This is a genomic window from Streptomyces sp. NBC_00009, assembly GCF_045040855.1.
GTDB lineage: Bacteria > Actinomycetota > Actinomycetes > Streptomycetales > Streptomycetaceae > Streptomyces > Streptomyces aureus.
On sequence record NZ_CP108312.1, the window covers coordinates 3,090,330 to 3,115,020 of the forward strand.

Annotated in this window: 21 protein-coding genes and 1 riboswitch; of the genes, 12 read left to right on the plus strand and 9 right to left on the minus strand. The window is 71.2% G+C overall.

Annotated features, from left to right (window positions below):
* The first annotated feature begins 142 nt into the window (after positions 1–142).
* Both OHA58_RS13690 and OHA58_RS13695 read left to right on the plus strand, forming a co-directional pair.
* Positions 143–1,525, plus strand: a complete 1,383-nt coding sequence (locus tag OHA58_RS13690; protein WP_405478954.1) for an SWIM zinc finger family protein — start codon at positions 143–145, stop codon at positions 1,523–1,525.
* Positions 1,526–1,587: 62 nt separating this feature from the next.
* Positions 1,588–3,231 carry a DUF5691 domain-containing protein gene (locus OHA58_RS13695; RefSeq protein WP_405478955.1) on the plus strand — a complete coding sequence of 548 codons (1,644 nt, stop codon included), beginning with the start codon at positions 1,588–1,590 and terminating at the stop codon, positions 3,229–3,231.
* 112 nt (positions 3,232–3,343) lie between these two features.
* Here OHA58_RS13695 and OHA58_RS13700 read toward each other — a convergent pair whose 3' ends face one another.
* Positions 3,344–3,760 carry a cobalamin B12-binding domain-containing protein gene (locus OHA58_RS13700; protein ID WP_100594811.1) on the minus strand — a complete coding sequence of 139 codons (417 nt, stop codon included), beginning with the start codon at positions 3,758–3,760 and terminating at the stop codon, positions 3,344–3,346.
* A 439-nt stretch (positions 3,761–4,199) separates the two neighbouring features.
* Between OHA58_RS13700 and OHA58_RS13705 the strand changes: the two genes are divergently transcribed.
* Positions 4,200–5,204: a lipase family alpha/beta hydrolase gene (locus OHA58_RS13705; RefSeq protein WP_405478956.1), complete on the plus strand. Its 1,005-nt coding sequence runs from the start codon at positions 4,200–4,202 to the stop codon at positions 5,202–5,204.
* A 221-nt stretch (positions 5,205–5,425) separates the two neighbouring features.
* Complete coding sequence (locus OHA58_RS13710; RefSeq protein ID WP_405478957.1) at positions 5,426–7,027, plus strand: M23 family metallopeptidase; 1,602 nt, start codon at positions 5,426–5,428, stop codon at positions 7,025–7,027.
* A 27-nt stretch (positions 7,028–7,054) separates the two neighbouring features.
* On the opposite strand, the gene pcrA is transcribed toward OHA58_RS13710, so the two are convergent.
* Positions 7,055–9,565, minus strand: a complete 2,511-nt coding sequence (pcrA, locus tag OHA58_RS13715; protein ID WP_405478958.1) for a DNA helicase PcrA — start codon at positions 9,563–9,565, stop codon at positions 7,055–7,057.
* Between the two features lie 254 nt (positions 9,566–9,819).
* A riboswitch (cyclic di-AMP (ydaO/yuaA leader) is annotated at positions 9,820–9,983 on the plus strand.
* Positions 9,984–9,991: 8 nt separating this feature from the next.
* Here pcrA and OHA58_RS13720 point away from each other — a divergent pair.
* Both OHA58_RS13720 and OHA58_RS13725 read left to right on the plus strand, forming a co-directional pair.
* The gene (locus OHA58_RS13720; protein ID WP_405478959.1) at positions 9,992–11,155 is read left to right on the plus strand and encodes an NlpC/P60 family protein; all 1,164 of its coding nucleotides are present in this window, start codon (positions 9,992–9,994) and stop codon (positions 11,153–11,155) included.
* A gap of 27 nt (positions 11,156–11,182) precedes the next feature.
* Positions 11,183–12,154, plus strand: coding sequence for a tellurite resistance/C4-dicarboxylate transporter family protein (locus OHA58_RS13725; RefSeq protein WP_405478960.1), 972 nt, complete (start codon positions 11,183–11,185; stop codon positions 12,152–12,154).
* Here the strand turns inward: OHA58_RS13725 and OHA58_RS13730 are convergent.
* A complete protein-coding gene (locus tag OHA58_RS13730) occupies positions 12,132–12,485 on the minus strand; it encodes a hypothetical protein (RefSeq protein ID WP_116510905.1) in 354 nt (117 codons plus the stop codon). The genes OHA58_RS13725 and OHA58_RS13730 overlap by 23 nt on opposite strands.
* 293 nt (positions 12,486–12,778) lie before the next feature.
* On the opposite strand from OHA58_RS13730, the gene OHA58_RS13735 reads away from it, so the two are divergent.
* Entirely contained in the window at positions 12,779–13,849 is a 1,071-nt protein-coding gene (locus tag OHA58_RS13735; RefSeq protein WP_405478961.1) for an NlpC/P60 family protein, read from the plus strand.
* Positions 13,850–13,881: 32 nt separating this feature from the next.
* Positions 13,882–14,520 (plus strand): hypothetical protein, encoded by a 639-nt coding sequence (locus tag OHA58_RS13740; protein WP_405478962.1) that lies wholly within the window; start codon positions 13,882–13,884, stop codon positions 14,518–14,520.
* Positions 14,521–14,545: 25 nt separating this feature from the next.
* On the opposite strand, the gene OHA58_RS13745 is transcribed toward OHA58_RS13740, so the two are convergent.
* A complete protein-coding gene (locus OHA58_RS13745; protein WP_266561056.1) occupies positions 14,546–15,271 on the minus strand; it encodes a response regulator transcription factor in 726 nt (241 codons plus the stop codon).
* Positions 15,268–16,557 carry a PspC domain-containing protein gene (locus tag OHA58_RS13750; RefSeq protein WP_405478963.1) on the minus strand — a complete coding sequence of 430 codons (1,290 nt, stop codon included), beginning with the start codon at positions 16,555–16,557 and terminating at the stop codon, positions 15,268–15,270. The genes OHA58_RS13745 and OHA58_RS13750 overlap by 4 nt, the downstream gene beginning before the upstream one ends.
* 162 nt (positions 16,558–16,719) lie before the next feature.
* On the opposite strand from OHA58_RS13750, the gene OHA58_RS13755 reads away from it, so the two are divergent.
* Complete coding sequence (locus OHA58_RS13755; RefSeq protein ID WP_405478964.1) at positions 16,720–18,111, plus strand: PspC domain-containing protein; 1,392 nt, start codon at positions 16,720–16,722, stop codon at positions 18,109–18,111.
* Positions 18,098–18,322 carry a hypothetical protein gene (locus OHA58_RS13760; RefSeq protein ID WP_405478965.1) on the plus strand — a complete coding sequence of 75 codons (225 nt, stop codon included), beginning with the start codon at positions 18,098–18,100 and terminating at the stop codon, positions 18,320–18,322. Before OHA58_RS13755 ends, OHA58_RS13760 begins: the two co-directional genes overlap by 14 nt.
* A 121-nt stretch (positions 18,323–18,443) precedes the next feature.
* On the opposite strand, the gene OHA58_RS13765 is transcribed toward OHA58_RS13760, so the two are convergent.
* The 3 genes from OHA58_RS13765 to OHA58_RS13775 form a co-directional block, all read right to left on the minus strand.
* Positions 18,444–18,971 carry a DoxX family protein gene (locus tag OHA58_RS13765; protein ID WP_405478966.1) on the minus strand — a complete coding sequence of 176 codons (528 nt, stop codon included), beginning with the start codon at positions 18,969–18,971 and terminating at the stop codon, positions 18,444–18,446.
* 125 nt (positions 18,972–19,096) lie between these two features.
* Positions 19,097–20,362, minus strand: a complete 1,266-nt coding sequence (locus OHA58_RS13770; protein WP_405478967.1) for a hypothetical protein — start codon at positions 20,360–20,362, stop codon at positions 19,097–19,099.
* Positions 20,363–20,555: 193 nt separating this feature from the next.
* On the minus strand, positions 20,556–21,347 hold the full coding sequence (locus OHA58_RS13775) for a class II aldolase/adducin family protein (RefSeq protein ID WP_405478968.1): 792 nt from the start codon (positions 21,345–21,347) through the stop codon (positions 20,556–20,558).
* A 117-nt stretch (positions 21,348–21,464) separates the two neighbouring features.
* Between OHA58_RS13775 and OHA58_RS13780 the strand changes: the two genes are divergently transcribed.
* Positions 21,465–21,944 carry a pyridoxamine 5'-phosphate oxidase family protein gene (locus tag OHA58_RS13780; RefSeq protein ID WP_405478969.1) on the plus strand — a complete coding sequence of 160 codons (480 nt, stop codon included), beginning with the start codon at positions 21,465–21,467 and terminating at the stop codon, positions 21,942–21,944.
* A gap of 89 nt (positions 21,945–22,033) precedes the next feature.
* Here the strand turns inward: OHA58_RS13780 and guaA are convergent, their stop codons facing one another.
* Positions 22,034–23,620, minus strand: coding sequence for a glutamine-hydrolyzing GMP synthase (guaA, locus tag OHA58_RS13785; RefSeq protein WP_405478970.1), 1,587 nt, complete (start codon positions 23,618–23,620; stop codon positions 22,034–22,036).
* A 322-nt stretch (positions 23,621–23,942) separates the two neighbouring features.
* Here guaA and OHA58_RS13790 point away from each other — a divergent pair, with 322 nt between their 5' ends.
* Entirely contained in the window at positions 23,943–24,275 is a 333-nt protein-coding gene (locus OHA58_RS13790) for a chorismate mutase (RefSeq protein ID WP_405478971.1), read from the plus strand.
* The last annotated feature ends 416 nt before the right edge of the window (positions 24,276–24,691 follow it).

Here is a 24,691-nt window from a genome sequence, read left to right on the forward strand (position 1 = left end):
CGTCCGGCACATCCCGAGCACTCGGCCGGGATGTGACTCCACCGTGCACCACGCCACTGACAATCACCGGCCGCACGCCTCTGACCTGCGCCAACACCCGCGACACCGGCGATTGTCAGTGGCGGGACCTACCTTCGAGAACATGACTCAGCAGGGGGTGCGCTGGACGGCGGACCAGGTGCTGGCACTGGCGCCTGACGCTCCGTCACGCAAGGCGGGAAGCAAACTCGGCGTCGCCGGGCCGTGGTCCGAGGCGGGAAGTTCGGGCGAGGGGATGGTGTGGGGGCTCTGCAAGGGCAGTGGCAGCAAGCCGTATCAGACGGTCGTGGATGTCGCGGACGCGGCGGGCCCGGCCTACAAGTGCAGTTGTCCGAGCCGTAAGTTCCCGTGCAAGCACGCACTCGGGCTGCTCCTGCTGTGGGCGGGGGCGGACGGCTCGGTGCCGGACGCGCAGACGCTTCCGGACTGGGCGGAGCAGTGGGCCGAAGGGCGCAGGAAGCGGGCACAGACCAAGCGGGAGACGGATGCGGCCGGGGGCGCTGCCGCTGATCCCGAGGCCGCGCGCCGCAGGGCCGAGCGCCGTGCCGAGCGGGTCACGGCGGGCGCGAGCGAGCTGGAGCAGCGGCTCGCGGACCTGCTGCGCGGTGGCCTCGCCTCGGCCGAGCAGGCCGGTTACGGGATGTGGGAGGAGACGGCGGCCCGCATGGTGGACGCGCAGGCGCCCGGACTGGCCGCGCGCGTAAGGGAGTTGGGATCGATACCCGCGTCCGGCCCCGACTGGCCGGTGCGGCTCCTGGAGGAATGCGCGCTGCTGCACCTCCTCGACCGCGGCTGGCTGCGCCGCGACCTGCTCCCCGCCGGACTCGCGGCGACGGTCCGCTCCCGCATCGGGCTGCCGTCATCGGCGGACGGGCGGCCCACCCGGGACCGATGGCTGGTCCTGGCGCAGTACGACACGGCCGACAGCCGGCTCACCACACGTCGGATATGGCTGTACGGGACGGAGTCCGGCCACACGGCGCTCCTCCTTTCCTACGGGGCGGCGGGCCGCGCCCCGGCGCTCTCGCTGCCGGTCGGCCTTGCACTGGACGCCGAGCTCACCGCGTACGCGGGAGACGGACAGCTCCGCGCCGACCTGGGCGAACAGTTCGCGGCGCCGGCCCCAAGTCCCGTACGGCCCAAGGGGGCAGGCGTGGCGGAGGCGGCGACGCGGTACGGGGACGCGCTGGGCCGCGACCCATGGCTGGAGTCCTGGCCGGTGACGCTGAGCCGGGTCATACCGACCCCGGACGAGGCAAGCGGCGGCTGGCAACTGGCGGACTCGGACGACGACTTGGAGCGACCGGCTTCGGAACGACTGGCGGTCCCGATCACTCCGAAGGCGGCGTCGGGTCCCGGGCTGTGGCGGCTGGCCGCGCTGTCCGGCGGAGCCCCGGTCACCGTCTTCGGCGAATGCGGCCACCGAGGCTTCACCCCTCTCACGGCCTGGCCCGAAGGCCCGGGAGAAGCGGTGACGCTGTGCTGACGAGCCGGACGACAAAGACGACGGAGACAACCAGGCGGACCCATTCCATGGAGAGGAGCGACATGAACGGACCTTCGACCGCCGACGCCACGGCCACGAGCACCACCACCGCCACCGCCATCGGTGACCCATGGGAAGAACTGGTTACCGTGGCCCTGCTCGGAACGGACCGGCGGACACCACCAGGGCACTCGACCGGCGCCGACGCACCCACCGCGCTTCTCGACGCCGCCGCCGTACAGACCGTACGACGGCGGGCCGGGCTGCGGCCCGCGCCCGCTGCCGCGCCCCCGGCACGGGCGGCGGACGACCCGCGGCCCCCGCTCCCGGCCCCCGCGCGGCGCAGACTCGCGATGCTGCTCACCGACCGCCCCGGCGCCGGAGGCGGTCGCCGTGGAACGGCCCCCGACCTGATGGAGCTGCTGCCCCAGTGGCTGGCCGGGGCCAACGAACAGGGGTACGCGCCGCCTCCGGATCTCCTCCCCGCACTCCTCGACGCGGCCCGCGGGCGCACGGATCTGCGGCCGCAGGCCCTCACGTTCGCCGGCCCGCGCGCGCTGTGGCTGGCCCGGCTGAACCCCGACTGGAGATTCGCGCTGCGCTCCACCCCCGGCGGCGGCACAGCGCTCCCGGCGCCCGGGGATGCGGCCGACGTGCAACGTCTGTGGGACGAGGGCCTGTTCGCCGAGCGGGTCACGCTCCTGGCAGCAGTACGTGCGCACAGCCCAGCAGCGGCACGCGAACTGCTCGTCACCACCTGGTCCGCCGAGCGGGCCGAGGACCGGCTGATGTTCCTCGACTCGCTGCGGTCGGGGCTTACCGACACCGACGAGCCGTTCCTGGAACAGGCGTTGTCCGACCGCAGCCGCAACGTCAGAGCCACCGCCGCGGAGCTGCTCTCGGCACTCCCCGGCTCGGCGCTCGCGGCCCGGATGGCGTCGCGCGCCGCCTCCTGCGTCGCCGTCGACCGCACCCAGGGCGCGGCGACGATCACCGTCGAGGCGCCGCACGAGTGCGACGCGGGCATGGAGCGCGACGGCGTAGTCGCCAAGCCGCCGACAGGCCGGGGCGAACGGTCGTGGTGGCTGGGCCAGTTGGTCGAGGCGACGCCACTCGGCGGCTGGACCGCGCGGTTCGGAGGCCGCACTCCGGAAGAGATCGTCGCGCTGCCGGTGGCCGACGACTGGCAGGGCGAACTGCACGCCGCGTGGTGCCGGGCCGCGGTGCGCCAGCGGGACGCCGTATGGTCGCGCGCGCTCCTGGGCGCGCCCGCGTCACCGGATGCCGGAGGCCCCGGCGCCGTATCCCTGTCCGAACGGGCGAAGCTCCTCGGCGCGCTGCCCGACGGCGAACGCGCCGAGTGGGTGGCGGGGTTCATCGCGACGCACGGCCTGTCCGAGGCGTTCCAGTTGCTCGGGGTCTGCGCCCAGCCGTGGGCCGAGCCACTCGGGCGGGCAGTGGTCGACGCGCTGAACATCGCGCGGGACGCGGGCAGTTATCCCTGGAGCTTCAGCGGCGTCATGGGCCTGGCCGAACGCTGCCTGGATCCCGCGGAGGCGTCCCGCCTCGACGGCCTCACCGCCACCCCGGACGAACCGGAGGACGCGGCCCCCGGAGCCGGCGGCTACTGGTCGGAAGCGTTCCAGCGGCTGGTCAGCACATTGCGCCTGCGGCGGGCGATGCGGGACGAGTTGAGAGGGACGTAAGCGCTGGAGGCACCCGGCGAGGGAGAGCAGGGGAACTGTCCGGTTCGGGCGGAGCACGACCCACGCACCGAACCGGCACCCCTGCGCCCTCACCCGGGAGGGGCCGGAGGGATCAAGCCCCGGCAGGCTGGCGGACGTTCGCGTTGACCCAGTCCACGATCGACGCCGTCGTCGCGCCCGGGGTGAAGATCTCCGCGACGCCCTTCTCCTTGAGCGGAGCGATGTCCGCCTCGGGGATGATCCCGCCGCCGAACACCTTGATGTCCGCGGCGTCGCGCTCCACGAGGAGCTCGATGACGCGTGCGAAGAGCGTGTTGTGCGCCCCGGAGAGGATCGAGAGACCGATCGCGTCGGCGTCCTCCTGGATCGCCGTGTCGACGATCTGCTCCGGCGTCTGGTGCAGGCCGGTGTAGATGACCTCCATACCGGCGTCGCGCAGCGCCCGCGCGATCACCTTGGCCCCGCGATCGTGACCGTCGAGCCCCGGCTTGGCGACCACCACGCGGATCGGACCGGCTGCCACACCCATCACTGCCTCCATGAAGCGACTTCTACCCGATACCTGACCTGATGCGTACCCGGGAAGTGAACGAACGTTATCGACAGCATCCCGCAACCGGCCGTTTCGCGGTGCGGAGCGAGGGGGAAATCACACGATGGGACACGTTCGCTGCGCGCCACAGCCTCCGCAGGCGGCTCAGAAGCCGCATACGGGGAGCGACCGGCGCAAGGGGAGCCGCAAAGAGACAGCCGCACCACACCGCCGCCGGCCGCGCGGCGGGCGGCACGGCGCGCATCAGCGGGGCGGTACGTACGGTTATTTCGTGACACACCGCGACCGTCACTCACGGGCACCAATGGATCACTGCCCGCGTACGACGCGCATCGTCGGCCACCTCGGCGCATGCTTCCCATGAGGGCACACGGGAGACAGAGCCGTTTTCCCGGGTGCCGACGGGAGGTCGGCCATGGAAGTAACGAGGATCCTGCCTTTTCGCCCGCTCTGTCAGCTGATCCCCGCCAGGTTGGTGTTCCCCGCCAGACTGACCGGAGTCTCCGTCTCTCTGCTGAAGGCGACCGCTCTCGAGGTCGCGATTCTCGCCGGGCACCTCCTCCTGTACCCGTCCGGCATCATCCAGGAGCGCAGGAGCGCCCCCGCGCTCCCTCCGCTGCGTTACGCCCCCACCCCGGAGGACATGGCCGAGGGGGACGACGAGGCCTCGTACCTGACGGAGAGCGCCACCCTGCCCGGTCCTGGCACCCAAGACGCTCACAGCACCGACAACACCCACAACACGTGCAGCGCCCGCCTGCCGGCCGCCGAGAGCAAGCCGCCTGTTCTTCTCCTGCACGGCTTCATCGACAACCGCTCCGTCTTCGTCCTGCTGCGCCGCTCGCTCGCCCAGCACGGCCGGCACCACGTGGAGTCCCTCAACTACTCGCCGCTGACCTACGACATCCGCACCGCCGCCGCGCTGCTCGCCCGCCATGTCGAGGAGATCTGCGAACGCACGGGCCACGACCGCGTGGACATCGTGGGGCACAGCCTCGGCGGCCTCATCGCCCGTTACTACGTGCAGTGCCTGGGCGGCGATCTGCGCGTACGCACCCTCGTGTCGCTCGGCACCCCGCACAGCGGGACCACGGTCGCGCCGCTGATGGACGCGCACCCGATCGTCCGGCAGATGCGGCCCGGCTCGACCGTCATCGAGGAGCTGTCGCGGCCCGCCCCCGGCTGCCGCACCCACTTCGTGAGCTTCTGGAGCGACCTCGACCAGATCATGGTTCCGCTGGAGACGGCCTGCATCGACCACCCCGACCTGATCGCGCAGAACGTCCGTGTCACGGGCGTCGGACACCTCGCGCTCCCCGTCCACCCGGCGGTCGCCGCCGGCATCCGACAGGCACTCGACGCCGAGGAGGCGGAAGGAGGGCGCACCACCGACGCGGTGAACGGCCTGACGGTCGCCTGACTCTGGCCTGAACCTGCCCCCGGAACGGTCCCCGAACTGGCCAAACGTCGAACGATTCTCGAACGCTGGGCCAAAGCTCTGCCCACAGTCCGCCGAAAGACGGCCGAATGCCCGTTTCCTGCGAGCGGGAAACCTGCTGAAGATTGTCGTGCCCGCGTACCGCCGGGTACAGTCACCGCACTGCTCTGGCAGCCCCTGTTGTCGAGGCGAAAGAGAAGTTGGTGAACGACCGTCACCCGTCGGGGACTCAGACCACCCCGGCCCCGGCTCAGGACGCCGACTACGCGCCCTACGCTGCATATGACCAGCAGAGCGCCCAGTACGGCGGCCACACCGGTTACGACGGCTACGCCACCGGCGGTTTCGCCGCCGACCCCCTCTTCGGCGACCTGCCCGGCGCGCACAACACCGGCGCGTACGACAACAGTCAGTGGTCGACCGGCGCGCACCAGACTCTGACGACGCAGGAACCCCAGCAGCACGACCCGTACGCGGCGCAGCAGCACGCCGCCGCGTACGGCACCGGCAGCTACGACACCACCGCTGTCTGGGGGACCGCCGCTCACGAGCAACTCGGCGGTATTCCGGCCCAGTCCGGACCGGACCATTCCGGCCAGTGGGACAACAGCGCGTGGGCGGACCAGTCCGGGCAGTGGGACGCGAACGCCTTCGGGGCGCAGGCGCAGGGATTCACCACGCAGGACGCGTTCGTCACGCAGACGTTCCAGGCGCCGGCGGCCTTCGAGACCCAGGCGTTCGAGACCCAGGCGTTCGACGCGCAGGCCTATGAGACGCAGGCCTATGAGACGCAGGCATTTGAGGCCCAGCCCTTCGCGACGCAGACCTTCGAAGCGCCGGTCTTCGACACCGGCGCGTACGACGCCACCGCATGGAACTCCGCGGGCGCCGAAGGTGACGACAGCGCCCCCGACGCCCGGCACGACTACGGCCAACCCGACGCCCCCGAGCCGGAGTTGAGCCACGACGACAGTCACCACGACAGCTACGGCGACGGCCTCGACGACGTCGAGGAAATCGTCGCCCGCAACGAGCGGCCCGCCCCGGTCACGCCGGCCCAGCGCGCACGCTCCCGCCGCCGCTCCCCCGCCAAGCGCTCCGCGCTGCTCACGGTCGCGGTGCCCTCGGTGTGCGTGATGGGCGTCGCGGGAGTCGCCGCGGCCTCCGTCGGCGGGCTCGGCGGCGACGACAGCAAGGACACGACGGCGGCCTCCGCGCCCGACGCGACCGCCGTGAAGCCCTCCGTCGCCAACAACAAGCTCGACACCCAGCTCGCGGGCCTCTCCGCGGACGCGGGCGACTTCGCCGACCGGGCGAGCCGCACCCAGGAACGTATCGACCTCAGGGCCAAGCAGCAGGCCGAGCGGAAGCAGGCGGCGGAGGAAGCGGCGCGCAAGGAGCGCCTGCGGCCCAAGTTCGTCCTCCCGGTCAAGCAGCGCGGGCTGAGCGCGTACTACGGGCAGGCCGGCATCAACTGGATGTCCGTGCACACCGGCATCGACTTCCCCGTCTCGTACGGCACCCCGGTGATGGCCGCGACCGACGGCACCGTCCGTACGCAGTGGAACAGCGCGTACGGGAACATGACGATCCTGACGGCGAAGGACGGCACGGAGACCTGGTACTGCCACCTCTCCAGCCACACCGTGATGAGCGGACCGGTCAAAGCCGGTGACGTCATCGCGCACTCCGGGAACTCCGGCAACTCCACCGGTCCGCACCTGCACTTCGAGGTGCGTCCCGGCGGCGGCTCGGCCGTCGACCCGCTCCCGTGGCTCCGCAGCCACGGGCTCGACCCGACGTAGGGCCGAGCCTCCCGTCAGCGGCCTTCCCTACAGCTTCTCCACCGGCGCGTACCGCAGCAGCAGGCGCTTCGGCTTGGGCTCGCCGAAGTCGACCGTCGCCTCCGCGTTCGCCCCCGTGCCCTTGACGCCGACGACCGTGCCGAGGCCGAACTGGTCGTGCGTGACCCGGTCTCCCACCGAGAGCGCGACGACGAGCTTCTCCGTCGCCCGGCGTGTGGCGAACGCCGGTGTCGAGCGCGAGCGCGACGACGAGAGGGACGCAGCGATGCCGCTCGTCGGTCCCGCCGACTTGGCGGGCGCCATGGCGCCGGTCCGCTTCCACTCCAGATGCGCGTCCGGGATCTCCTCCAGGAAGCGCGACGGCGGGTTGTACGAGGGCTGGCCCCAGGCGCTGCGCAGCGTGGAGCGCGTCAGATACAGGCGCTCACGCGCGCGCGTGATGCCGACGTAGGCGAGCCGGCGCTCCTCCTCCAGCTCCTTGACCTGGCCGAGGGAGCGCATGTGCGGGAAGACGCCGTCCTCCATGCCGGTCAGGAAGACGACCGGGAACTCAAGGCCCTTGGCCGTGTGCAGTGTCATCAGCGTGATGACGCCGGAGCCGTCGTCCTCCTCGTCCGGGATCTGGTCGGAGTCGGCGACGAGCGCGACCCGCTCCAGGAACTCGGAGAGCGTACCGACGCTCGCCTCGCCCTCACCCTCGGCCGCGCCGTCCGCCGTCGCGCTCTCCTGCTCGAACTCCAGTGCCACGGCCGCGAGTTCCTGAAGGTTCTCGATGCGCGTCTCGTCCTGCGGGTCCGTCGACGACTGCAACTCGGCGAGATAGCCGGTCCGTTCGAGTACGGCCTCCAGGACCGTGGCCGGGCCCGCGCCCGACTCAACGATCGTGCGGAGGTCCTCCATCAGCGTGTTGAACCGCTTCACCGCGTTCGTCGAGCGGGCCGCCATGCCGTATGCCTCGTCGACGCGGCGCAGCGCCTGCGGGAAGGAGATCTTCTCGCGCTGGGAGAGCGCATCGATCATCGCCTCGGCGCGGTCGCCGATGCCGCGCTTCGGCACATTGAGAATGCGGCGCAGGGGGACGGAGTCCTCGGGGTTGGCGAGCACCCGCAGATAGGCCAGGACGTCCCTGACCTCCTTGCGCTCGTAGAAGCGGACTCCGCCGACGACCTTGTAGGGCAGGCCGACGCGGATGAAGATCTCTTCGAAGACACGGGACTGCGCGTTCGTCCGGTAGAAGACGGCGACGTCGCCGGCCTTCGCGTCGCGCGCGTCCGTGAGCCGGTCGATCTCGTCGGCGACGAACTGCGCCTCGTCGTGCTCGGTGTCCGCGACGTAGCCGGTGATCTGCGCGCCCGCGCCCGCGTTCGTCCACAGGTTCTTGGGGCGGCGGGATTCGTTGCGCTCGATGACCGCGTTGGCCGCGGAGAGGATGGTCTGCGTCGAGCGGTAGTTCTGCTCGAGCAGGATCGTCGTCGCGTCGGTGTAGTCCTCCTCGAACTGGAGGATGTTGCGGATGGTGGCTCCGCGGAACGCGTAGATCGACTGGTCGGCGTCACCCACGACGCACAGCTCGGCCGGCGGGAGGTCGTCCGTGCGGGGCGGCTCGTCCTCCGCGCGGACGCTGCCGGCCGACCCCACCAGCTCCCTGACCAGCGCGTACTGCGCATGGTTCGTGTCCTGGTACTCGTCGACCAGGACGTGGCGGAAGCGCCGGTGGTAGTGCTCGGCGACGTCCGGGAAGGCGCGCAGGAGGTTTACCGTCGTCATGATCAGGTCGTCGAAGTCCAGCGCGTTCGCCTCGCGGAGGCGGGACTGGTACATCGCGTAGGCCTGGGCGAGGGTCTTCTCGAAGCCGTCGGCGGCCTGAGCTGCGAAGTCCTCCTCGTCGATGAGCTCGTTCTTCAGGTTCGAGATCTTGGCGCTGAAGGACTTCGGCGGGAACTTCTTCGGGTCCAGGTCGAGGTCGCGGCAGACCAGGGCCATGAGGCGCTTGGAGTCGGCGGCGTCGTAGATCGAGAACGACGATGTGAAGCCGAGCTTCTTCGACTCGCGGCGCAGGATACGGACGCAGGCGCTGTGGAACGTCGACACCCACATCGCGTTCGCCCGCGGGCCGACGAGGGACTCGACGCGCTCCTTCATCTCGCCCGCGGCCTTGTTCGTGAACGTGATCGCGAGGATCTGGCCGGGGTGCACACCGCGCTCGGCGAGGAGATACGCGATGCGGTGCGTGAGCACGCGGGTCTTGCCGGAACCCGCGCCCGCCACGATGAGCAGCGGGGAGCCGCCGTGGACGACGGCGGCCTTCTGGTTCTCGTTCAGCCCGTCGAGGAGCGCCGCCGGGTCGAGCGCCGGGCGGGGGGCGCCGCCGCGGTAGTACGCGTCTCTGGCCGGAGGCACGTCGAATTTCCCGCCGAACAGGTCGTCCGGAACGTGCTCCGGAGCCGTGTCGTCCTCGGGCGGCGGCGGGGCATGCTCCTCACTGGCCTTCGAAGCCGTGAGGTCCGCCAGGAAGCTGTCGTCAAAGAGGCTGCTCATCGCTCTACGAGTCTAGGCCGCCCCACTGACACCCACGGCCGCCCCGGAAACTTCCCCCCGACTTCGCGGGCCCGGCCACCTCTCGTAGTGCGGGAATCACCCTCCGTGAGAGTTACCGGAGGTCACGAACAAGATTGCCGAAGGTCACGAAAATGTATCGGGCATATCGAACATCAACCTTCACAGCAGCCACACGAGTTGGCTAGCGTGCTCCGCGGGCCGCCCGTCCCCCCGCCGGCAACCGCGCCGCGAACGGGTCGCCCCCGCTGAGTTCAGTACGCCGAGAGGCATGGAACCGGGGACCCACGACCTTTGGGGTGAATCGGCCGACGACCCGTCAGGGCGCGGCCGTAGGGCAGCCTTCCGAATCTCCGCCCGAACCCGACAGCTAACCCGGTAGGCGGTCATGGGAAGGAGACGCGCCCCTTGGCGTCGCACCGCAAGCCGCGCAGCAGGACAGCCGGTCCCCGCACGGCCCCTGTCGTCGGAATCACCACGGCGGCCCTCACGTCCATCGCCCTGCTCTCGCAGAGCGCGACCGCTGCCCCCTCCGCGCCGCCGAAGCCGAGCCTGGAAGAGGTCCAGAAGAAGGTCGACACCCTCTACCACCAGGCGGGCGTCGCCACGGAGAAGTACAACGCGGCCAAGGAGCGCACCACCAAGCAGCAGAAGCGCGTCGGCGACCTGCTCGACGACGTCGCGCAGCGCACCGAGAAGCTCAACAAGGCCCGCCAGGAGCTCGGCACCTTCGCCGCCGCCCAGTACCGCACGGGCGCCGTCTCCGACACCGCGACGCTGCTCCTCGCCGACGACGCGCAGGACTACTTCGACCAGGACCAGCTGATGAGCCGGCTCACGAGCCGCCAGAAGAAGGCCGTCGACGACTACCAGACCGAGCAGGCCGCCACCACGAAGAAGCGCACCGAGGCGGCCAAGAGCCTGGAGACGCTGACCACTTCGCAGGCCACGCTCAGGAGCACGAAGAGGGACGTCCAGCAGAAGCTCGGCGATGCCCGGCAACTCCTGTCGAAGCTGACCGCAGAGGAGAAGGCGCGGCTCGCGGCGATCGAGAAGAAGAAGCAGGAGGCCGCCAGGAAGAAGGCGGAGGAGCTGGCGCGTCAGCAGGCCGAGGCGGAGGCCAAGCGCAAGGCGGCCGAGGAGGCACGCCAGAAGGAGGACCCGGGTACCGGCAGCGGTTCGGGTACGGGTACGGGCTCCGGAAGCACCGGCACCGGCTACGCCGCCAAGGCCGCGAAGGTCATCGACTTCGCCGAGTCACAGATGGGCAAGCCGTACGTGTGGGGCGCCACCGGCCCGGACTCGTACGACTGCTCGGGCCTCACGCAGGCCGCGTGGAAGGCGGCCGGCATATCGCTGCCGCGCACGACCTGGGACCAGGTCAAGGTCGGCACGACCGTCACCACGGCCAACGCCCAGCCCGGTGACCTGGTCTTCTTCTACGACGACATCAGCCACGTCGGCATCTACATCGGCGACGGCAAGATGATCCACGCCCCCAAGCCGGGCGCGAACGTCCGCGTCGAGTCGATCTACTACATGCCGATCCACAGCGTGGTGCGCCCGGCCTGACCGGCTTCGTGGGGTTACGTTCGGGCGGTGCGCGGCCCGAACGCAACCTCACGTCCCGGACCCACGTGGTCCCAGCTCCCGCCGGCCGCCGGCGCCGCCGTCATGGCCACCGGCATCATCTCGGTCGGCCTGAACCTGACCGGTCACTCGGTGCTGTCGGGCATCATGCTGGTGCTCGCCGCGGCCCTCTGGCTCGCCCTCGCGGCGGACTTCGCGAACCGGCTGGTGCGGGAGCGCGACCGCTGGCAGTCCGAGGCCGGCACCCCGCCCGCGCTCACCGCGGTCGCGGCGACGACCGTCCTCGGCACCCGGATCTCCATGTTCGGCTGGCAGACCCTGGCCGAGGCGCTCCTCGCCCTGGCCGCGCTCGTCTGGCCGGCGCTCCTGATCAACGTCGTACGGCGCTGGGAGCCGCGGATGCCGGGGGGCGTGTTCCTCGGCTGTGTCGCGACGCAGGGCCTCGTCGTCCTGGCGGCGACGCTCGCGCCCGCGGTCGGCGCGCACTGGCTCGCGTACACCGGGATGGTGCTCTTCTGGGGCGGGGTCGTCCTGTACTGCTTCGCACTGCTCCACTTCGACCTGCGCGAGGTGGCCTCCGGCGCCGGGGACCAGTGGGTCGCGGGCGGCGCGCTCGCCATCTCCGCCCTCGCCGCGTCGAAGCTCGTCGCTACGGGTCTGTGGAACGAGGACGACACGGGCGCCCTGCGCACCATGAGCTTTCTGCTGCTCGCGCTCGATATGGCCTGGTACGTGGTGCTGGCGCTGGCGGAGGTGCGGTGGCCCCGGCCGCGCTACGACGTGCGGCGCTGGTCGACGGTCTTCCCTCTGGGAATGGCAGCGGCGGCGGCACTGTCCGTGGGCGCCGCCGCCGATGTGCCCTGGCTCAGAGGGCCGGGGCAGGTGCTGGTGTGGATCGCGGTGGCCGCGTGGCTCGCCACCCTGATCGGGACGTTCAGGTCCGGAGCAGCACGCCGGCTCAGGTCCAGAGCACCGCGATGAAGATGTTCGCGGTGGTCAGGAGGCCGACGAGGCCGAAGAGGCCCTTGTCCACCTTCTCGTCGTCCCGCTTCACGTACACGAGGCCGAGGATCACGATCAGCAGCGCGAGCTTCACGCCGATCTTGATGTTGTTCACGGTGTTGTCGTCCGCCTGATTCAGGCCCACCAGGACGACACCCGTGACCAGCATGGTCAGCGCACCGTGCAGCATCGCCGGGACGAACCGGGCCGTTCCCTTGCCCATCGCCTTCATCTGGGTGAGGAACCCACCGAGAAGCGAGGCGATGCCGATGATGTGCAGGCCGACGAAGAGGTGGATGAGTACGTCCATGACCGGCGAGCCTAGCCGGGGCCTCACTGCCCCCATGAACCGGCCCGCACCGATCCCCCGCCGGTCACATACGGTCACACGCGGAACACAAGGGCCAGTTGCGGACAATCCATCACCAACCCGTGACGGTCAGGTTTAGCGTCCTTCCTCAGGTGACCGGCTCCCCACCGCCGCCCCGCTCAGGGGCGGTAGTCGGGCACCTACCGCCGAGAAAGGTCCGGCGGCGGCCCGCTCCCCCTGTGCGGGCCGCCGCCGGACGCGTAAGCAGTACGTACCGGAAGGACGTGCCCCTCGTGTCGGCAGCGCACCGCAAGCCCCGACAGCGCTCGCTCACCGGCCCCACGGCCCGCACCGCGGCGACCCTCGCTCTCGCCTCCGCGGCGACCGCCACCGCCCTGGACGGCGCGGCGCACGCGGACCCCCGGCTCACCCCGAGTCAGGTGAAGGCGAAGGTCGACCGGCTCTACCAGGAGGCCGAGAAGGCCACCGAGAAGTACAACGGCGCCAAGGAGAAGGCGGACAAGGCCGAGAAGAAGCTCGGCTCCCTGCGTGACGAGGCGGCCCGCAGGACGGACCGGCTCAACACCCAGCGTGAGGCGCTCGGTTCGGCCGCCGCCGCGCAGTACCGCACCGGCGCCCTCGACCCGGCGGTCCAGCTCGTCCTGTCCTCCGACCCCGCCCGGTACCTCGACAACGCGGCGCTCGCCGACCGGCTCGGCACCCGGCAGGCCTCCGCGGTCGGACGCGTGCAGCGGGAGCTGCGGCAGATCGACCAGCTGCGCGCCGAGGCGGACGGCCGGCTCACCGAGCTGCGCAAGCGGCAGGGCGAGCTGAAGAAGCAGAAGAAGGCGGTCACCGGGAAGCTGGCCGAGGCGAAGCGTCTGCTCGACCAGCTTCCGGCGGCCGAGCGCACCGGCGTCGGAGCGGGCGCCGGCGACACCGGCGCGGCCGGCCGCGCCTCCCGCTCGGACTCCTCCCGCGACATGCCGTCCGGCGCCCTGCCCAAGGCCCCGGACTCCCGCACGGCGGCGGCCATCGCCTACGCCTACAGCGCCCTCGGCAGCCCCTATGTGTGGGGCGCCACGGGCCCGAACGCCTTCGACTGCTCCGGCCTCACCCAGGCCGCGTACCGCTCCGCGGGCATCTCCCTGCCGCGCACCACGTACTCCCAGATCAACGCGGGCCCGCGCATCCCGCGCTCCCAACTGCAGCCGGGTGACCTGGTGTTCTTCTACTCGGGCATCAGCCACGTGGGCCTCTACATCGGCAACGGCAAAATGATCCACGCCCCGAACCCGAGCGCCCCGGTCCGCATCGCCCCGATCGACCAGATGCCCTTTGCGGGGGCTACGCGGGTGGCGTGAGCCGGTGCGGCGCCCCCGGTACTGTCAGGCTCATGCCTAGCCGTGCGCTGCCGCCGCCTCCGCCCCCTGTCCAACTCCGTACGTGGCCGGACCGGCAGACGCTGCTCACCGACCGCGGCATGGCCCTCGACGAGCTGCGGAAGAGGCATCTCGGGGTGGGACGGCTCCTGCTGCTGTGGCTGTGCGGGGCGGGCGCCGTGGTCGGCTGGGCCCTGCTGTCCCTGGTGATCCAGCTGTTCGAGGACGAGGATCCGCTGGTCTTCGTCATGGGCCCCGTCTTCGCGATCCTCGGCCTGGGCGCGCTGGTTCCTTCGGTGATCGGCGTCGCCCTCGGCATACGCCGCGACCGGAAGATACGCGAACTCACTGACGCCTGGCTCGCCTTGGACAGCGACCCGGCGTCCGACGCCCGCCTGCGCTCCCCCGGCGTCAGCACCGTCTGGCTCCTGTCGTCCGTCGTGCTGTGCGCGCTCGGCCTGTGGGCATCCCTCGGAGCCGCCGCCACCGCAGAGCCGGGACGGGACACGTACGGAGACGTCGCCTTCGGGATGGGCGCGGGGCTCTTCATGTGGCTGACGGGCCTCATCGGCATCAGGAAGGCGCTGGGCCACTACCGCTGGGCGGTGCGGAGGCTGAGCCCGGCGCCGGCACGGGGCGGCGCGCACCGCTGACGGCGCGCCCCCGGTCCCCGGACCGTCACACCAGGCGCCGCGCCGTAGCCCACCGGGTCAGCTCATGGCGGTTCGACAGCTGGAGCTTTCTCAGGACCGCCGAGACATGGGACTCGACCGTCTTGACGGAGATGAACAGCTGCTTGGCGATCTCCTTGTACGCGTAGCCGCGGGCGATGAGGCGCAGGACCTCGCGCTCGCGCTGCGTCAGACGGTCGAGGTCCTCGTCGACCGGCGGAGCGTCCGTCGAAGCGAACGCGTCGAGGACGAAGCCCGCGAGGCGCGGCGAGAAGACCGCGTCGCCGTCCTGGACGCGGAAGATCGAGTCGACCAGGTCCGTGCCGGTGATCGTCTTGGTGACGTACCCGCGGGCGCCGCCGCGGATGACGCCGATGACATCCTCCGCCGCGTCCGAGACGGAAAGGGCCAGGAAGCGGACCGGGTTGTCGGCGGCCGCCATCAACGGGGCGCAGCGGCGCAGGACTTCGACGCCGCCGCCTCCGGGAAGGTGCACGTCGAGGAGGACGACCTCGGGGCGCGTGGCCGTGATGACCGTGACCGCCTGGTCCACGTCCGCGGCTTCGCCGACCACCTCGACGCCCGTCGTCTCCGTGCGGCCGATCTCCGCCTGGACGCCGGTGCGGAACATCCGGTGGTCGTCGACAAGGACCACGCGTGCGTGACGGCCGACCGGCTCCGTCTCCGGCGCGCTCGCCGCGGTCGCATCAGGCTTGACCTGCTCGTCACTCATGGGGTCTTCTCCGCCCTCTTCATGGTCAGTTCGACCTCCGTGCCACCGTCCGGCACCGCGCGCAGCCGCGCCGTGCCGCCGTTGCGCTCCATCCGGCCGATGATCGATTCTCGTACGCCCATCCGGTCCACGGGAATCGAGTCGAGGTCGAAGCCGGGGCCCCGGTCGCGTACGGACACGAACACCGTCTCCTCCTCGACCTCGGCATAGACCTGGACCGCACCGCCCTCGCCACCGTACTTGGCGGCATTCACCATCGCTTCCCGCGCGGCCTGCATCTGTGCCGAGAGACCGTCGTCGAGCGGGCAGTCGCCGACCACCACGACTTCGAGGGGCACTCCGTGCTTGTCCTCGACCTCGGCCGCGCTGCGTTTGACCGCCTCCGCGACCGTGCCTGGCTCCTCCGCCTCGTCCTTCCCGTTCCCCTCCGGTCTGTAGAGCCAGGCCCGCAGGTCGCGCTCCTGGGCACGGGCCAGGCGCCGTACCTCGCTCGCACTCTCCGCGTTCCGCTGGATCAGCGTGAGCGTGTGCAGCACCGAGTCGTGGACATGGGCCGCGACCTCGGCGCGCTCCTGCGCGCGGATCCGCATGAGGCGCTCCTCGGACAGATCCTGCGTCATGCGCACGAGATAGGGGCCGGCAAGGAGTGCGATTCCGACGAGGACGGCGAGGGCGGCCTGAAGGATGGAGCCGAGGTGCTCGGCCGACCCCTGGAGCACGAAGATCCCGGTGACCCCGGCCCCGACGAGTACGACACCGGCCGCGGCCCGCGCCAGATTCAGCGTGCGCTTGCGGCGCCCGGCCTCCATCCAGCGGGCCCGGCGCGCATTGTCCGCCTGGCGCCAGACGAGGGCCACGCCCGCACCGACGAGGAGCGTCGGCCACAGATACGCCTTCGCGTTCCCCGCCAGATTCACATTGCCGACGAACACCATCGACACGACGACCATGAGGAGCAGCGCGACGATCTGCCCCTTGTCCGGCTTACGGGCGACGAGTCGGCGCCGCCCGTCCTGCGCCGTCTCCGTGGTGAAGGCCGGGGGCCGCTCGCTGCCCACGCCGCCGACGCCGAGCGGGACGAAGAACCAGAACGCCGCGTACAGGAGCGCGCCGAGGCCGTCCGCCATGAACAGGCCCACGAACACCAGCCGCACCCAGATCACGGGCAGGCCGAGATGCCCGGCGAGCCCCCGCGCCACTCCGCCGAGCCAGCGTCCGTCGCTGGAGCGGTAGAGCTTGCGCGGCGGCCGCGGGACGTCAACGGGTGGTGCTGCGGCTTCCGGCATGCCATTGATGGTCACACGTGGGGCGGACCCCGGGCATCAGGGTTGAGCCCGGAGACTCCCCTGATCTCCGGCCCGGCCCCGAGCGCCGTCAGGGGCGATTTCAGGGTTCGTCCAGGGTCGTCCCGACTGCCGCGGCGGACCTGCGCCCGTCACCATGGATGCATGACAGATCACCAGCACGCCTCGACGGGAGCGCAGGCCGGGCAGCCGCAGGACGCGGCGTCCGGGCGCGGCTCCGGCGGTGCGTCCGCGCCGCCCGCACCGGGACAGGAGCCCGGCGTCCCCGCGCCGCCGGGCAAGTTCCGGCGCGACCGGCGGCACGGGACGCTGGGCGGGGTGTGCGCGGGCCTCGGCCGGCACTGCGACATGGATCCGGTGATCTTCCGGATCGGCCTCGCCGTGCTCGCCGCGACCGGCGGGCTCGGCCTGATCTTCTACGGCTTCGCCTGGCTCTTCGTCCCGTACGACGACGAGGAGGAGAACGAGGCGCGCAAGCTCCTCTCCGGCCGCGTGGACGGCCCGGCGCTGACGGCCGTGCTCTTCGCGCTCGTCGGCTGCGGGCTCTTCCTCTCCATGCTGAACAACGGCGGGGTGCTCACATTCGCCGCCGTCCTCGCCCTGCTCCTCGCGGGCGCGGGGTACTGGTCCCAGCAGCGCGGAGCGGCCGACCCCGACCCCCTGGCCGCGCAGACCGTGGCCGACGCGCCGCCCGAGGCCCAGGCGCCGCCCGTCACCGGGGCGCCATCCTGGTGGCGGGACCCGATAGTCAAGGACGGCACGCACGTCGGCGGGACCGGGTACTTCTGGGGGCCCGACAGCGGCGTCGACATCCGTTACGAGCCCACGGCGCACGCGCACCGTACGGTCTGGGGCCCTGACGTCCCCTCCCATGGTCCGGAAAGCCGAACGCCCAAACAGCGCGGGCCGCGCTGGATCGGTGGCTGGACGTTCCTCCTCGCACTGGCCGCGGGCTGCGCGGGCACCGCCGCGACGTGGCACGGCCACCCGCTCGGCACGGCTCTCCAGGCCGGCCTCGCGTGCGCGCTCGTCGTCTTCGGCATGGGCATCGCGCTCAGCGCCTTCGTCGGGCGGACCGGCGCCGGCTCGATCGTCCTCGCGGTCATCACGGCCGGGCTCCTCGCCGCGTCGGCCGTGCTCCCCTCCAACATCACCACCCACTGGGTGCGCACCAACTGGACCCCGGCCTCCGTCGCCCAGGTCGCGCCGGGATACGAGCTCGGGACGGGCGTCGGCACGCTGGATCTGAGCGGGATCGACGTCGGCAAGGGCAAGACGCTGACGACGCGGGCGGAGGTCGGGGCGGGGCAGCTCAAGGTCATCGTGCCGAAGGACACGACGGTCGTGCTGCGGGCCGAGGTGGGCGTCGGTGACATCCGGCTGCCGGACGAAAAGACACAGGACGTGGACATCCGTCCGGGACAGGAGCAAAGGGTGACCCTCGCACCGCCGGTGGGCAGCAAGGACGGCGGCACGGTCGAGCTGCGGCTCGAAGTCGGTGTCGGACAGGCGGAGGTGGCCCGTGCCACGTCATGAGTTCCAGCCGGGAAAGCTGATCGCGGGCCTGTTCCTGACCGCGGCCGGAGCCCTCTACCTGGGCGACGCGCTGGGAAGCTGGGAGCTGCCGTGGTTCACGGTGATCCCTGTAGTCACCGCCGGCCTGCTCCTGGCCGGAGCAGCAGGCACGGCAACCTACGCAATCCGCCGCCGCCAAAGACCCCGCGTAACGGATTCCGGCTCCCGATAAGGGGCGCGAGAGGCGCCCACTAAGGGGCGCGGGGAACTGCGCGCCCAGCCCCATCCGACCCGCGGCCGAACCACGACACGCGCCCCAGGAAAAGGACGCGTCGCCACGCACAAGGATCCCGTCAGCTCAGCCCACCCCGGGCCCGGCGCCGAGCCGCAAGCATCGCATCCACCGAGAACACCGACGCCCCCGCAAGCACGAGCGGCAGCCACGCCATCAGGTAAGCGAGATCGTTGCCCAGGTAATAGGGCTCGGTCGCCCAGCTCACCGTCAGCCACAGGCTCAGCGAGATCAGCATCCCGCCGACCGCGGCGAGCCGGGCGAGCAGACCGATCAACGTGCCGATGCCGACGGCCAGTTCACCGAAGGCGATCGCGTAGCCGAAGCCGGCCGGGTTCTTGAGCGCCAGGTCGACCATGGCGGGGATGGCGGAGATGTCACGCACGCCGCGCATCTGCTCACCGATCGACCCCGATCCGGTGGCGTGGAAGAACGCGCTGTTGGTCAGTTTGTCGAGCCCCGCGTAGATGAAGGTGACGCCGAGGAAGATCCGCAAGGGAAGGAGTGCGAACCGTTGAGCGTCGTCCCGCCAGCTGCCCCTGCCGTTGACGTAACTGGTATGGGTGTCCGTCCGCATGCCATGAGCCATCGCCCGTCCGCCGCCTCTCGCGCCCGCATCGGTGCCCGCAAAATTGCCCGTCCCCAGACCATACGTACGAGTGGACGCGACTGCTCAGTAACGTTTGGTCATTGCCGCAGGCCGGACGCGGGCGCTCAGTCCGAAACGTCGATCGCGCACCGGTTCGTCTCCACGCCCGCCGCGGTGACGACCTGGACGTCGACCCGCCCCGGCTCGACGTCCACGGGGACCGGGACCGTCAGGGCCGAGTCGGTGGGGTTGGTGAAGCCGCCCTGCACCGGGACGAGAGGCACATGGACGTGCACGGGTCCGATGCGGACGACCATGCGGGCGAGCCGGTCCGCGGTGGCCGCGCCGGGCGGCACGAAGCCGGCCCCGCGGATCTCGATGTCGTCCCCGGTGCGGATCGGCGCGTCCAGGTCCCCGGCCTCACGGGACCGCACGACCGAAAGGATCACGGGCCGGCCGCCCTCCGCGTACTTGGCCGCGAGATACGTGGCCGCCGAGACCAGGACCAGCAGGGCAAGTCCCCAGGGCAGATCCGGCAGCTGTCCGGGGCGGCGGGCGAGGCGCACCGCGACGAACACCAGGGCGACGGCCGAGATCAGCACGTACTGGATGTCGGCGAAGGTGCCGTGGCCTGAGTCGTCGGTGAGCAGGTCGGCGGCGCGCGGCCGGTCCGCGCGCACCTTCTGCAGGCGCTGGCCGAGCACGCGCAGCCCCACGACCCGGCGCACCAGGACGGCGACCCCGCAGACGACGGCGAGGACGGTCACCACCCCGGCTCCCCGGGCGAGTTCAAGACCCGAGATCAGCGCGTCCCGTTCGCGGTGGCCGGAGGCGCCGGCCAGTTCGCCCGCCAGGACAAGGACCGCGTAGACCACGACGAGGACCCAGCAGGCGGCGACGGCGCGGGAGGTGGACAGGCGGTTGTCCTCACCGACGACCGGGGCGAGTACCCCGCCGGCCGCCCGGTGGACGTAGGCCGCGCCGGTCAGGAGGCCGCCCACGACGACCGCCGCCAGCAGCCCGGCCGTGCGTGCCGTCGTCCAGCCCGCGCCGATCGCCGTGAGCGCCTGCACGATCAGGAGCAGCGCACACCCGCCCCACACCACGCCGACGGTGCGCGGCCACAGCCCGGCGAGCCACGCGTCGCCCTCGGCGCGCCCGCGATCGGCCATGTCCCGCGCGGACTGCGTCAGCTCGTCCGAGACCCACTGGCGGGACGCGCCCGCCGAGTGCGCGACAGCGGCGGGCAGCCCCTGTCCGGCCGCCAGTTCGTCCCGCTTCGCGAGGAACGCGGCCACGGCCCTGCGGTGCCCTTCGCGCGCCCCGTGCGGGCAGTCGCCGCAGGTGCAGCCCCCGCTGTGCGTTCCCTCTCGCGCCTCCTGGACCGCCACCCGGTACGCCCGCCTTCCCATCCGGAGCCCGCCCGACCCGAACGGCCGCGCGTCAACTTCCGTGTAATGACTGGGAATTGTGCCGTACGCAAGGCCGTCCAGGGCCGCCAGGTCCGGTCAGAGGGGGTGAACGGTGAACACCCGCGTTGACCCCCGAGGCCACAGCCCCGCTCAAGACGCCACAGCCCATCGCTCAGGACAGCAGATCCGGCTCCGCGCTGCTGATGTCCTGCCACAGGGGCTGATGGTTGATCCACGCGACCAGGTCACCGCCCAGCTGTTCCCGCGAGGCCACGGCCTGGCGGTGGTCGATCAGGATCGGGCGGCCCGCGGCCCGCGCGGCGAGCTGCACCTGGCAGGAGCGCTCCATCGACAGGAACCACCACGCGGCCGAGTCGACGGAGTCGCCCACGGTGAGCAGCCCGTGGTTGCGCAGGATGAGTGCCTTGTACGAGCCGAGCGCGGCCGCGATCCGCCGCCCCTCGTCCGGGTCCACGGCCACGCCGGTGTACTCGTCGAGCAGCGCGTGGTCCTCGTAGAAGGCGCACGCCTCCTGGGTGATCGGGTCGATCAGCTCGCCCAGCGTGGACAGGGCCCGCCCGTGCAGCGAGTGGCAGTGCGCGACGGCGACCACGTCGGGCCGCGCCCGGTGGACCTGGGCGTGGACGGTGAACGCGGCCTGGTTCACATGGCGGCGGCCCTCGACGACCTGCCCGTCCCCATTGGCGAGGACCAGGTCGGACACGGTGACGTGCTTGAACGGCATCCCGAACGGGTTCACCCAGTAGCAGTCGTCGTACTCCGGGTCCCGCGCCGTGATGTGCCCCGACACCCCGTCCTCGTAGCCGAGGCGCCCGAAGATGCGCAGCGCGCCCGCGAGCCGCTCCTTGCGGTGCCGGCGCTCGTCGGCCGGGGAGTCATGGATGGGGGGCATCGCGAACTGGAGGTGTTCGGTGGGTACCGGCGGGGGCGTGTGCGTGGACATGGAGCGGAAGTTACCTCCGGGGAGCACAGGAGGACAGAGGCGGGCGGTGAAGAGAGTGCGCCGAACTGCCGCTCATACCGGACAGGAGGTGTCGGGTATCCGCGCCAGACTCGACGCATGACGTCGAACTGGGCCACATTCACCGCGGCCGAACCGGACCTCGCCAAGACGGTCGAGGAGCGCTTCGGTCAGTTCCAGCACCACATCCTGGCGACCCTCCGCAGGGACGGTTCGCCGCGCACGAGCGGACTGGAGGTGCGGTTCCTGCACGGGGAGTTCTGGCTCGGCATGATGCCGGGCTCGCTCAAGGCCCGCGATCTGCTCCGGGATCCGCGCTTCGCCATCCAGGCCAACCCGGGCGGCGGCACCGGCATGGGCGGCGGGGACGTACGGATCTCGGGCCGCGCGCTGCTCGTCGAGGACCCCGAGGTCATCGCCTCGTACACGGACTCGGTCCAGGTGCCCGACCCGGACGACTTCCACCTCTTCCGCACCGAGCTGACCGAGGTCACCCGCACGTTCATCGAGGACGACAAATACCTGGTCGTACAGGTGTGGAAGCCGGGCGAGCCGGTACGCACCGCCAAGCGCACCTGAGCCCCGCGGCACGCCAAGGGCACACGCGAAGGCGCCGCCCCCTGCATGCAGCAGTGGGCGGCGCCTTCACACACGGTGTCGGGGAGCGACTACTCCCACTCGATGGTGCCCGGCGGCTTGCTCGTCACGTCGAGCACGACGCGGTTGACGTCCGCGACCTCGTTCGTGATGCGGGTCGAGATCTTCGCCAGGACGTCGTACGGCATGCGCGTCCAGTCCGCCGTCATGGCGTCCTCGGAGGAAACGGGGCGCAGGACGATCGGGTGGCCGTAGGTGCGGCCGTCGCCCTGGACACCGACGGAGCGCACGTCCGCGAGCAGGACGACCGGGCACTGCCAGATGTCACGGTCGAGACCGGCCGCCGTCAGCTCCTCGCGGGCGATGGCGTCGGCCTCGCGCAGCAGGTCGAGCCGGTCCTTGGTGACCTCACCGACGATGCGGATGCCGAGGCCGGGGCCCGGGAACGGCTGGCGCTGGACGATGTCGTCCGGCAGGCCGAGCTCGGCGCCGACCATGCGGACCTCGTCCTTGAAGAGCTGGCGCAGCGGCTCGACGAGCGCGAACTCCAGGTCCTCGGGGAGGCCGCCCACGTTGTGGTGGGACTTGATGTTCGCCGTGCCGGTGCCGCCGCCGGACTCGACGACGTCCGGGTAGAGCGTGCCCTGGACGAGGAACGCGACGTCCTCGCCGTCGGCCGCACCCTCGGCGACGATCTCCGCCTGCGCCTGCTCGAAGACACGGATGAACTCGCGGCCGATGATCTTCCGCTTGGTCTCCGGGTCGGAGACGCCGGCCAGCGCGTCGAGGAAGCGCTGGCTCGCGTCGACGACCTTCAGGTTCGCGCCGGTCGAGGCGACGAACTCCTTCTCGACCTGCTCGGTCTCACCCTTGCGCATCAGGCCGTGGTCGACGTACACGCAGGTCAGCTGGGATCCGATGGCCTTCTGCACGAGGGCCGCGGCCACCGCGGAGTCGACGCCGCCGGACAGGCCGCAGATCGCGCGCTTGGTGCCGACCTGCTCGCGGATCGCGGCGACCTGCTCCTCGATCACGTTGCCCGTGGTCCAGGTCGGCTCGATGCCGGCGCCCCGGTACAGGAAGTGCTCGAGGACCTGCTGGCCGTGCGTGGAGTGCATGACCTCGGGGTGGTACTGCACGCCGTACAGCTTCTTCGCGTCGTTCTCGAAGGCCGCGACCGGCACGACGTCCGTGGACGCGGTGACGGTGAAGCCCTCGGGCGCGGCCGAGCAGGCGTCGCCGTGCGACATCCACACGGGCTGCTCGGTCGGGGTGCCCTCGAAGAGGGTGGAGCCGGGGCGGGAGACGGACAGCGGCGTGCGGCCGTACTCACGGGCGCCGTTGTCGTCGACGGTGCCGCCGAGGGTCGTGGCCATCAGCTGGAAGCCGTAGCACATGCCGAAGACGGGGACGCCGGCCTCGAAGATGGCGCGGTCCAGGCGCGGGGCGCCCTCCGCATACACGGACGAGGGGCCGCCGGAGAGGATGATCCCCTTCGGGTTCTTGGCGAGCATCTCCTCGACCGGCATGGTGCTCGGCACGATCTCGCTGTAGACGCGGGCCTCGCGGACGCGGCGGGCGATGAGCTGGGCGTACTGCGCACCAAAGTCGACGACCAGAACGGTGTCAGGGGCGGCAGCGGGGGACGCTGATGGCACGGCGGCGGCCTTCCGGCGGTGGAACACGAGCAGGGGTCTGTTTTGTCGATTCTAACGGGCCCGCGAGGAGACTCTTCGTCTCATCCCACGGACGCGGTGGCCGGGGCCACTCGGGCCGGGGCATACTGGCCCTGTGACCAAGCACCGCATCGACTTCCTCTTTACCTATGGCAACCGGCCCGCCGGCTGCCATGGTCGAGCTGCTTGATCACCTGACAAGCGACTTACCGGGCGCCCCGGGCCGACAAGGCCCGGGGCGCTCTGTCGTATCCGGTCCTTGCCGCTCCGGGACACCCGTCCCCATACGACGAGGAGCCCCAGGATGACTGCCACCACCAACGCCATGACCACCGCCGCCATGACCACCACAGCCATGGACACCGCCGAGAAGACCGGCGCCCGCACCTCCGAGGCCGCCGACGTGATCACCGGTGCCCGCGAGCGCATCGACGCGCTCGACGACCGCATCATCGGCCTGATCCAGGAACGGATGGCCGTCTCGGCCGTCATCCAGGAGGCGCGGATCACCTCGGGCGGGCGCCGCGTGAACCTGGCCCGCGAGCTGGAGGTCCTCGGCCACTACAGGGACGCCCTCGGCAAGCCCGGCACCGGCCTCGCGATGACGCTCCTGGAGCTGTGCCGCGGCCGGGTCTGAGGCCTACGCGACGCACCCACGTTCGTATCCGCTCTCACCCGTACGGCGCGTGACCGGTGCGCGGCACCCTTCGTTGGTCCCGATGTCCGTGCCAGCCAGGGGCGGGCCCGCTCAATCCACGCGTGGCTCCGCTGGAGCGATGAGACGTAGGGATCCATGCCGTACGTCGTGGGACCTCGCTCCAGCGTTTGTGACCGGACGGCAGGGGACAGCAGCCCGGTCACCCAAGAGAACGGCCGGTCCCGGGGACGCCCGGGGCCGGTCGGCCTCCCAGCAGAACCCCTTCGCCCCTGTGGTCGAAACGGTCGGTCGAAACGGTTGCGCGCACGACAGACCCGCGAGCACGATGCGTAGGAACCCCCACACCCCACAAAGCCCCAAGTCCCGGGCTGCACAAGTGAATTGCCGCAGGTCCG

Bases quoted from the DNA above. Each gene is read 5' to 3' on its own strand.
- OHA58_RS13730 (WP_116510905.1), bottom strand. From the start codon at position 12,485: ATGGACGTACTCATCCACCTCTTCGTCGGCCTGCACATCATCGGCATC.
- OHA58_RS13695 (WP_405478955.1), top strand. From the start codon at position 1,588: ATGAACGGACCTTCGACCGCCGACGCCACGGCCACGAGCACCACCACC.
- OHA58_RS13750 (WP_405478963.1), bottom strand. From the start codon at position 16,557: ATGCCGGAAGCCGCAGCACCACCCGTTGACGTCCCGCGGCCGCCGCGC.
- OHA58_RS13755 (WP_405478964.1), top strand. From the start codon at position 16,720: ATGACAGATCACCAGCACGCCTCGACGGGAGCGCAGGCCGGGCAGCCG.
- OHA58_RS13775 (WP_405478968.1), bottom strand. From the start codon at position 21,347: ATGTCCACGCACACGCCCCCGCCGGTACCCACCGAACACCTCCAGTTC.
- OHA58_RS13705 (WP_405478956.1), top strand. From the start codon at position 4,200: ATGGAAGTAACGAGGATCCTGCCTTTTCGCCCGCTCTGTCAGCTGATC.
- OHA58_RS13780 (WP_405478969.1), top strand. From the start codon at position 21,465: ATGACGTCGAACTGGGCCACATTCACCGCGGCCGAACCGGACCTCGCC.
- OHA58_RS13700 (WP_100594811.1), bottom strand. From the start codon at position 3,760: ATGGGTGTGGCAGCCGGTCCGATCCGCGTGGTGGTCGCCAAGCCGGGG.
- pcrA (WP_405478958.1), bottom strand. From the start codon at position 9,565: ATGAGCAGCCTCTTTGACGACAGCTTCCTGGCGGACCTCACGGCTTCG.
- OHA58_RS13690 (WP_405478954.1), top strand. From the start codon at position 143: ATGACTCAGCAGGGGGTGCGCTGGACGGCGGACCAGGTGCTGGCACTG.
- OHA58_RS13745 (WP_266561056.1), bottom strand. From the start codon at position 15,271: ATGAGTGACGAGCAGGTCAAGCCTGATGCGACCGCGGCGAGCGCGCCG.
- OHA58_RS13740 (WP_405478962.1), top strand. From the start codon at position 13,882: ATGCCTAGCCGTGCGCTGCCGCCGCCTCCGCCCCCTGTCCAACTCCGT.
- OHA58_RS13765 (WP_405478966.1), bottom strand. From the start codon at position 18,971: ATGGCTCATGGCATGCGGACGGACACCCATACCAGTTACGTCAACGGC.
- OHA58_RS13790 (WP_405478971.1), top strand. From the start codon at position 23,943: ATGACTGCCACCACCAACGCCATGACCACCGCCGCCATGACCACCACA.